Consider the following 8,086-nt stretch of genomic DNA (forward strand, 5'->3'; position numbering starts at 1 on the left):
GCGCGAAGACACGCGCCTGGACGTGTCCGTGTCCGCCGTCGACCGTGAGGCCCTCCTTGTGGCGTGGCTGAATGAGCTGCTCTACCTGCTGGACACCCGCGGCTTCCTGCCGCGGCGGTGCCGCATCGAACGAATCGGCGACACCGAGCTGTCCGCCGAACTCATCGGCGACCAGATCGACCGCGACCGGCACACGCTGCGCCGTTTGGTAAAAGCGGCGACCTACCACGGCCTGCGCCTCGCGCACGCGGACGGACACTGGGAAGCCCGGGTCATCCTCGACCTCTGATGCCCCGACGGGAGAGCGGTCATGCCTGAAGCACCGCCGGCGCTGAGACAGATCGACGCGTACCGCTGGGAGATCCCGGCCGGCGCCGTGCCCGGCATGCGGGTGCCGGGCCGAATCTATGCCGACGAGACGCTCATCGCGCAGATCCGCGAAGACCAATGCCTGACGCAGGTCGCCAACGTGGCGACGCTGCCGGGGATCGTCTACCGTTCGATCGCCATGCCGGACATTCACTGGGGCTACGGATTCCCGATCGGCGGCGTCGCGGCGATGGACCCGGAAACCGGGGTCGTCTCCCCGGGCGGCGTCGGATACGACATCAACTGCGGCGTGCGTCTGCTCTCAACGCACCTCAGCGCAGAGGACATCCGGCCGCACCTCGCCGCGCTGGCCGAGCGGCTGTTCCGCAGCGTGCCGTCAGGGGTCGGCGTGAAGGGCCGCACGCGCCTCGACGCCACCGAGCTCGACGAGGTGCTGGCCAAGGGCGCGGCCTGGGCCGTGCGGCGGGGGCTGGGACGCGCGGGCGACCTTCGGCGCATCGAAGCGGGGGGAACGATCCCCGGTGCGGACCCCGGCCAGGTCAGTCAGCGGGCCAAATCTCGGGGGAGCGACCAGCTCGGCACCCTCGGCTCCGGCAACCATTTCCTCGAGATCCAAGGGATCGACGAGATCTTCGACCCGGCCGCCGGCGGCGCGTTCGGGCTTCGGGAACCCGGCCAGGTGACGATCCTGATCCACTGCGGCTCTCGCGGGCTCGGCCACCAGGTCTGCGACGATTATCTCGCCGTCAGCGCCCGCGCGCTTTCCAAGTACGGCATCTCGCTCCCGGACCGCCAGCTGGCGTGCGTGCCGCTCGCGTCTCCCGAAGGCCAAGCATATCTCGGGGCGATGGCCGCGGCGGCAAATTTCGCGTTCGCGAACCGGCAGGTGATCACCCACCACATTCGCGAGACGTTCGAGCACGTGCTGGGGCAGAGCGCCGAGCGGCTCGGCCTGGACGTCGTGTACGACGTCGCCCACAACGTCGCCAAGATGGAAGATCACGTCGTCGACGGCCGCGCGCGGCGGCTTTGCGTTCACCGGAAGGGGGCGACGCGCGGGTTTCCCGCCGGACATCCGGAGGTGCCCGAGGAGTACCGGAGCGTCGGCCACCCGGTGCTGGTCCCCGGTGACATGGGCCGCTATTCCTACGTGCTGGTCGGGACCGAGACGGCGATGCGTGAGACCTTCGGCTCGACCCCGCACGGGGCCGGACGCGCGCGCAGCCGTGGAGACGCGAAGCGACTGCTGAAAGGCGTCGACGTCGTCGAGACGCTGGCGCGGCGGGGCATCCTGCTGCGGGCGGCGAGCCGTGACCTCGCGGCGGAAGAAGCCTCCGAAGCCTACAAAGACGTCGCCGACGTCGTGCGCGCAAGCGACGGAGCCGGCCTCACGCGCAGGGTGGCCCGGCTCCGTCCGTTGGCCGTCGTCAAGGGATAGCGAAGCCTCTCAGTCGTCGCCGGCAGACTCCGCCTGCGCGGCTTCTTCTTCCTCGTCTTCGATCTGCGGCAGACCGCGATGATCGCCGTTCCCGCGCGCCGCCCGGGGAATCGCCTCGATCCGGCCGGCGCGGGCCGACGGCTGCCCGGCGGGCTCACGCCGCACGCGGACGGCCTTGGGACGGCCGTCTCTTCCGGGACCGATCTCGAATGAGACGGTCTCACCGGAATCGAGCGAGCGGAGTCCGGTACCGTCGATGTCGCTGTAATGCACAAAGTAGTTGCGGTTCATCGCTTCACATTCGATGAACCCCCATCCGTGCTCGAACCGTGAGACGACCCCCGTGTACCGGGCGCCGTTCTCCGCGGGAATCGCGTCGGCGGGCGCGACGGCGTGTTCCAGATCGCGCACGCCGAGATGCCCGCAGAGCGCCCGCAGCATTCCTTCAATACGATCGAGCTGTCCCGCCATAATCAAAAACCTCCGACCAATGGTCTAGGCGTTCCGGCACACGACCGCCCGCGAATAAGACAGACTGCTTCGTGTGGGGAGCGATCCGATCGTGGACTCGCAAACCTCGCGTCGACTTCCTATGCTACGCGTCCAATCGAACTTTGCCCACTACCTCTAGTCTACTAACCTGCGCATGAACGTCAAGGACAAGCACGCCGGAATTTTTCCAGCGGCACAGGTGCCGCCGGCGCGAGAGGTCGGGCCGCCCTGGACAGAACGATACCGCACCGTCATACTAGAAAAAGAGCCGGTAAACTTTCGATCAGGAGGCCTGTGCATGGCCCAACTGCAGAAGGTGACCATCGAATACTGTACCAGTTGAGGGTATCTCTCCCAGGCCGTCCGTGTGGCGGAAGAGATCCTGAAGGCCAAGCAAAATGATGTCGCGACCGTCAGCCTGATCCCCTCTTCGGGCGGCGTGTTCGAAGTCGTCGCCGATGGGAAGACCGTCTTTTCCAAGAAGCAGGCGGGCCGGCGCCCCGAGCCGGGCGAGGTTGTGGCCGCGCTCGAGGCGTCGTAACCCTACGCGCCGAACAGCCGCGCCGCGTTTCCCCCGAGGATGTTCGCACGCTCCGCGTCCGGGATCTCGAGCGCCCGGATGCTCTCGAGCATCAGCGGAATACTGCCGATCTGGTGCGGGTAGTCGCTGCCGGCGAGCAGGCGGCCGGTGCCGGCGAACTCGATCGCCAGCCGGAGCGCCGCCGGATCGAAGTTGACCGTGTCGTACCAGAAGTGCGCCTTCAAGTAATCGCTCGGCGGCTTTGAAATCCGCTCCCGGCATTCGCGGAACGCGCGGAACCCGCGGTCCAGCCGCTCGGCCAGGTACGGGATCGTCCCCCCGAGGTGGCTCAACACCCAGCGAATCCGCGGGAATCGTTCGACGACGCCGGCGAAGACCAGATGGGCCGCGGCGAGCGTGGTGTCGAACAAGAATCCGCACAAGGGCATGAGCCAGTACTCGGTCATCGATTCGACGCCGACGGGCGACGTGGGGTGGATGTGCAGGATCGCGCCGTGGGCATTGGCCACCTCGTAGATCGGCCAGAAGCGTTCATCCGCCAGCGCCGCGCCGTTGACGTTGGCGAACAGCATCGCTCCACGGAAGCCGAGCGGGCCGAGGCAGCGCTCCAACTCCGCCGCGGACGCCCGCGGGTCGTTGAGCGGTAGCGTGCCGTACGCGCCGAACCGGCCCCCGCGCTCGGCCGCGACCTGGGCGAACGCGTCGTTCACGAGACGCGCGAGTTCGACGGCACGCGCCGGCCGCTCGACGTGCGTGCCGGGCGTCGTGAGCGAAATCATCTGCCGGTCGACGCCGTGCTCGGCCAGAACCTGCTCGCGGTACGCGATGTCGCGGTGTCCGCGGACGGCGATGTTGTAGTCGCCCGGATAGTGAAGCCGCGGGTTGCCCTCGGCGTCGTACGTGACGCGGACGTTGCCGGGATTGCCGGCCAGGGCATCGAGATAGGCCGGCGGATAGAAATGGTCGTGCACGTCGATGATCGGCACTCCAGGCCTCCCCGTCCGCGGAACGTGGATGCCGGGCGCATTTGCCCGGCGGCCGCAACGACGGCGTCACGTCCGGATCGGAGGGCGAGTTCGCCGCGGCGCCGGACCGTCCTTCGCCACCCCGGCCAGGAACAGTCTGCCGGATCCGCGAACACGGGGCCAACGTTGGAAGGAGGCTGACCTCATGGCCGAGCGGACCGCAGAACGAGGCGCGCGCGAGGCGATTCAACGCTTCTACGCCGCCGCGGACCAATTCATCATGGGCGACGCGGGGCCTTTTAAGGCGCTATGGTCGCAGCGGGATGATGTGACCGCCTTCGGTGGGTGGGGAGGCTATGAGGTCGGATGGGACGAGGTGGGCGGACGGTGGGATTGGGCCGCGCAGCAGATGTCGGGCGGGACTGTCACCCGAAAGAATCTCGCCACGGTCATCACGGCCGAGATGGCCTACATCACAGACGTGACGTCCGTTCGGATTCGCGTCGATGGATCGGATAGACCGGAGAAGACGTGGCAGAATCGCCAAACCCACATCTTCCGCCTCGAAGACGGCCAATGGCGCCTCGTGCATCGACACGTCAGCAGACTGGAGCCGCGGGAGGTGCGAGAGCGCGGTTGAGCCGGGCGCCCCACGCCCGGGCGCCAGGCACCAACCGTCATTGCATATCGAGCGGCGACCTCCCTACTTCACGCCGGCCGCAAAGCGGTCCGTGGCGCGGACCAGTTCCTGGGTGATGCCCGGGTGATCGCCAGCGTGTCCCGCGTCGTCCACGACCACCAATTCCGCGCGCGGCCAGACCCGCTTGAGATCCCACGCCCAGGCAATCGGCGCTCCCAAGTCGAGACGTCCCTGCACCATGACGCCGGGGATGCCGGCCAGCGCGCCGGCGCCGCGCAGGAGTGCGCCGTCCTCAAGCCAGGCATTGTGGCTCACGTAGTGCGTCACGAGACGCGCAAACGCCATCGCGACGTCCGGGTCGGTGAACCGCGGAGCCAGCCGGGGGGCCGGGGGCCACGCCAGGGTCGCCGACTCCCACTCGCACCACGCCACGGCGGCCCGCCGCCGCACCTGGGGGTCGGGATCGTGCAGCAGGCGATGGTATGCCTGGACGATATCGCCGTCGCCGGCCGGCACCGCCGCGCGAAGACGCTCCCACTGCGCCGGAAAGAGGACCTTGGCACCGCCGCGGAACCACCAGTCGAACTCCTTGTGCTGTCCTGTCGTAACGCCGAACAAGACGGCCTCAGTGACCCGATCCGGATGCCGTTCCGCGTAGGCGAGGGCGAGCGTACTGCCCCACGACCCGCCCAAGACGAGCCACCGATCGACATCAAGGGACCGCCGCAGCCGCTCGATGTCCGCGACCAGACTCCATGTGGTGTTGGTCGCGAGATCGGTATCGGGCGCGCCGGCGTGCGGCCGGCTGCGCCCGCAGCCCCGCTGGTCGAAAAGCACCACGCGATAGGCATGCGGATCGAACAGCCTGCGGTGCCAGGCCGTAGAGCCGGATCCGGGGCCTCCGTGCAGAACGACGGCCGCCTTGCCGGATGGGTTGCCGCATGCCTCCCAGTAGATGCGATTGCCGTCGCCTACGTCCAGCGTTCCGCTGTTGTATGGCTCGAGGTCGGGGTAGAGACCTTGGGCAGGAACGGATGCGTCTCGTTGCTCAGCGTCCATCGATGAAACACCCCGCTCGACTTGATGTCGCGTCGGATTCTCCGCTAACTCTACGCGCGCCGCCCCGGCCCCCCTAGGCCCGGACCAGGGTGCTGGCCGTGCCCCCTGACGGGTTGACCCCCGTTTCTTTTCACGGGTTAGCCCCCCTGCACCCGCACCCCCGACCATGGTAATATAGGCGATGCACGCGACAATCGACCGGTCGGAGGAGTATCAATGCAAAACGCATCAGCACCAGAACACGGCCATACGGCGCCGGCGGCGTATTCCACCACGGACGCGACCGCGGCGGTCGCAATCGCCCTGCTCGCCAATGTTCCGCTCGCACTGCGCGGTGCGCCGGGGACCGGCAAGACCTCCCTGCTGCGATATATGGCCCACAAGTTCAACTGGCCGATCCACTCAATGACGGCTACGATTCATGATCCGACCGATCTTGCGGGGCTGCCGTTCCTGTCGACCAACGGCAGCTTGGAATCGCACACGAACCGCGCGCCGCTTGAATGGGCCTTCGCGCTGGCCAACGAGGCGGCGAAGCACGAGGGGAACGGCCTCGTGTTCTTCGACGACGTCGGCTACGCCTCGACGGCGATGCAGAACTCCCTGCTCCAGGTCGTGCAGGAGCGGCGGGTCGGGGACTTCCAATTGCCCTCCGGCGTTCGCTGCGCCGCGGCCCTGAATCCGGTGACCACCACGACCGGCGCGCACCCGCTCGCCGCGCCGCTCGCGAACCGCATGATCCACGTCACGTGGACGCCGAATGCCGAGAGTTGGGCCAACGGATTTCTCTCGGGCTGGCATGTCGAGCTGCCGGCCCTCCCGGAGGGCTGGCGGCACCGCTATGCCATCACCCGGGCCACGGTCGCCGCGTTCATTCGTGAGCGGCCAAGTCTCCTGCACAACGAGCCGGCCGACGAGAAGGGCCGGGGCGACCCGTGGCCCTCGGGCAGAACGTGGGACATGCTCACGACGGCTCTCGCCGCCTGCGACGCCGCGGGCGCCAGCGCGACGGTACGCCGCATCCTCGCCACCGGGGCGGTTGGAGAAGAGGCCGGACTCGAATACCTGACTTGGGAACGAAAGGAAACCCTCCGGCGGCCTGAGCCCCAGCCATCGGCGACGCCGCCCACGGGCATACCGTCGCGAAGCCAGCCGACGGACGTCTCCATCCGGCTACACCGCCCGCTGCAATAGCCAAGACGGACAGGGGAGAGCGGTCTGCCGCGGTTGAGAACGGCCCGGTCACCGACGACGTGACGCCCAGGCGTGTTCGATCGCGCTCCGGATGGCGTGCCCCGCGGTCCCGCCGACGTTCACACCGTGGCGCGGATAGACGCGCGCTTGAAGCTCGCTGAAAAGATCGATCTCCGCCTGGAGCGCACCGTAGAGCGCGACCGCATCTAGCGCAGAGACCGTGGCCGCCAGCCGGGCACGCAGCGTCCCGCCCAGTCGGGTTTCAAGTCGGCGAGACCCTTCCGGGGGTCTGTCTGCGTCCCACTCAAGCAGCGGCACCAGGGCAAGCGCGCGGATGTCCCGCACGCCGTCAAGCGCCTCCCATAACTCCCCGCGCACGATCTTGCCGAACACATACCAGCACCAGGTCCAGAACTTGTGTGCAGCGCTTCAAGCGCTTCCCGCGACGGCACGGGCGCTCTCAGGCCCGCCGAGGCCCGAATCACGTCCCCCAAAGTCCCGTCGACGTCCTTGAGGACGAGACGCGCGGCCATCTTCCAACTCGGCTTCATCGTGGACCGGCGTACGTAGTTGAAATCGGCTTTCACCGGACCGTCGTAAACGGCGATGTACATCTCGTCGCCGCCCGGACCGAGATGGTCGGGTACGAACCCTACAAGAACTCGGCCCGCTGCGGCGGCGGCCGCCCGCTTCCCGGCACGCACGTCTCGGAAATGCTCGTCGTGCACGACGACGTACAAATCGAGATCCGAGTAGAAGTCGGGACTGCCGGCGGCGAAGGAGCCGCCGAGGAGCACACCGGGCACGCGATGGTCATCCTGAAAGGACCCCATCGTCCGGGCAAGGACACGTCGATGCTCAGGCCACGCGGCAAGGCTGGATATCAGCGTCGGATCCTGTGCCATTGCCCACCCCCCGGGCTCGGCTATGAAATCAGTGAGTCCAGCTCCGGGAGGAGAACGATGCCCTCCTGGTCGTTTGCCGCCGTGTGGGCGACGAGAGCCGTAGCAGGCGAACCGGACCGGTTCATCACGAGATGCGCGACGTCCGCCGGGATGTAGAGGTAGTCGCCTGCCTCGACGTTGACATGGTCTTCCAGCTGGGGCCCGAAGAACATCTCCGCACGACCTTCCATGATGTAGGCTGCCGTCTCGATGCCTCGGTGGAGGTACATCTGGGCCCGGGCGCCGGGCTGCAGAACCAGCACCGTCATGCAGAAGGCGTTCGACCCGACCGTCGCGCCGGTAAGGCCACGCAGGTAGGTGAGGCCCTGTTTGCCCTGATAGGCTTCGCCCGATCGGACTACGCGACAAGCACGGATCTCGGTGCCGGACGCTCTCTCTCCCGTCGCCATCGCCGGCCTCCCCTGCGGTCACGAAATCTCACGCCGCTTCGGCGCGTCCGACGCAGCACCTCGCCGTCGATGA

The 8,086-nt window shown here is 67.7% G+C and carries 10 protein-coding genes; 5 read left to right on the forward strand and 5 right to left on the reverse strand.

Features of this window, described 5'->3' with window-relative positions:
• Both VGZ23_15515 and VGZ23_15520 read left to right on the forward strand, forming a co-directional pair.
• Window positions 1-289, forward strand: a 289-nt coding sequence (locus VGZ23_15515) for an archease (protein ID HEV2359000.1), incomplete at its 5' end; no start/stop codon positions are given.
• A 21-nt stretch (window positions 290-310) separates the two neighbouring features.
• Entirely contained in the window at window positions 311-1,768 is a 1,458-nt protein-coding gene (locus VGZ23_15520) for an RtcB family protein (GenBank protein HEV2359001.1), read from the forward strand.
• 9 nt (window positions 1,769-1,777) lie between these two features.
• Here the strand turns inward: VGZ23_15520 and VGZ23_15525 are convergent, their stop codons facing one another.
• Window positions 1,778-2,239, reverse strand: coding sequence for a cold shock domain-containing protein (locus VGZ23_15525; GenBank protein HEV2359002.1), 462 nt, complete (start codon window positions 2,237-2,239; stop codon window positions 1,778-1,780).
• A 319-nt stretch (window positions 2,240-2,558) separates the two neighbouring features.
• Here VGZ23_15525 and VGZ23_15530 point away from each other — a divergent pair, with 319 nt between their 5' ends.
• Window positions 2,559-2,801, forward strand: coding sequence for a SelT/SelW/SelH family (seleno)protein (locus VGZ23_15530; protein HEV2359003.1), 243 nt, complete (start codon window positions 2,559-2,561; stop codon window positions 2,799-2,801).
• A gap of 2 nt (window positions 2,802-2,803) precedes the next feature.
• On the opposite strand, the gene VGZ23_15535 is transcribed toward VGZ23_15530, so the two are convergent.
• Window positions 2,804-3,787, reverse strand: a complete 984-nt coding sequence (locus VGZ23_15535) for an amidohydrolase family protein (GenBank protein HEV2359004.1) — start codon at window positions 3,785-3,787, stop codon at window positions 2,804-2,806.
• A gap of 184 nt (window positions 3,788-3,971) precedes the next feature.
• On the opposite strand from VGZ23_15535, the gene VGZ23_15540 reads away from it, so the two are divergent.
• Window positions 3,972-4,406, forward strand: coding sequence for a nuclear transport factor 2 family protein (locus VGZ23_15540; protein HEV2359005.1), 435 nt, complete (start codon window positions 3,972-3,974; stop codon window positions 4,404-4,406).
• Between the two features lie 63 nt (window positions 4,407-4,469).
• Here VGZ23_15540 and pip read toward each other — a convergent pair whose 3' ends face one another.
• On the reverse strand, window positions 4,470-5,465 hold the full coding sequence (gene pip / locus VGZ23_15545; protein ID HEV2359006.1) for a prolyl aminopeptidase: 996 nt from the start codon (window positions 5,463-5,465) through the stop codon (window positions 4,470-4,472).
• A gap of 216 nt (window positions 5,466-5,681) precedes the next feature.
• Between pip and VGZ23_15550 the strand changes: the two genes are divergently transcribed.
• Window positions 5,682-6,659 (forward strand): AAA family ATPase, encoded by a 978-nt coding sequence (locus VGZ23_15550; protein HEV2359007.1) that lies wholly within the window; start codon window positions 5,682-5,684, stop codon window positions 6,657-6,659.
• A gap of 48 nt (window positions 6,660-6,707) precedes the next feature.
• Here VGZ23_15550 and VGZ23_15555 read toward each other — a convergent pair whose 3' ends face one another.
• Both VGZ23_15555 and VGZ23_15560 read right to left on the reverse strand, forming a co-directional pair.
• A complete protein-coding gene (locus VGZ23_15555; protein ID HEV2359008.1) occupies window positions 6,708-7,052 on the reverse strand; it encodes a hypothetical protein in 345 nt (114 codons plus the stop codon).
• Between the two features lie 532 nt (window positions 7,053-7,584).
• Window positions 7,585-8,013: a cupin domain-containing protein gene (locus tag VGZ23_15560; protein ID HEV2359009.1), complete on the reverse strand. Its 429-nt coding sequence runs from the start codon at window positions 8,011-8,013 to the stop codon at window positions 7,585-7,587.
• Window positions 8,014-8,086 lie beyond the last annotated feature (73 nt).

The sequence above is a fragment of the bacterium genome (genome assembly GCA_035945995.1).
Classification (GTDB): Bacteria; Sysuimicrobiota; Sysuimicrobiia; order Sysuimicrobiales; family Segetimicrobiaceae; genus DASSJF01.